The 529-nt window shown below is 63.5% G+C and carries 1 protein-coding gene; it reads right to left on the bottom strand.

Annotated features, from left to right (window positions below):
• Positions 1 to 89: 89 nt before the first annotated feature.
• The coding region (locus ALO80_RS21030) for an energy transducer TonB (RefSeq protein ID WP_144434242.1) at positions 90 to 529 on the bottom strand (440 nt) is incomplete at its 5' end.

Below are 529 nucleotides of genomic sequence, written 5' to 3'. Positions count from 1 at the left end.
AGCCGGGACGATCATGGAAGAGAGCGATGCGTTCATGGTTTAAACCTCACCAGCTTTGATAATTGAATGTTCGGTTGTCATGCGCCGGGTCATTCCGGCAACTTGAAGTCAATGGTCTGCGTCGCGAAGCCTTCTATCGGCGTGTCACCGCGTTTGGCCGGTATGAACTTCCAGTTGCGCACAGCCTCCACGGCCGCTTCGTCCAATACCGGTTTGCCGCTGGATTTGGTCACCTCGACTGCGCCAGCGCGGCCGTTGGGCAGCACCTTGATGCGCAGAATCACGCGACCTTCCCAACTGCGGCGCAAGGCCAGCCCCGGATACTCCGGCGGCGGATTACCCAGGCTGGCGAGCCCGGATACAGCGGCGCTTTCCTTGACCGGAGCCGGCGGCGCAGCAGGTGCGGCTGGCGCGGGCGCAGGTGTCGGCGGCGCAGGCGGACTGGGTGCGGCAGCGGGTGTCGGCGCAGGAGGCGTCGGCTTTTTCACCGGCTCGACTTTCTTGACCGGCTTGGGCTTCTCGACCTTTG

Source organism: Pseudomonas caricapapayae (assembly GCF_001400735.1).
GTDB classification, from domain to species: Bacteria; Pseudomonadota; Gammaproteobacteria; order Pseudomonadales; family Pseudomonadaceae; genus Aquipseudomonas; species Aquipseudomonas caricapapayae.
The sequence above is the reverse complement of the archived record's forward strand: the minus strand, read 5'-3'. Positions and strand labels throughout refer to the sequence as shown.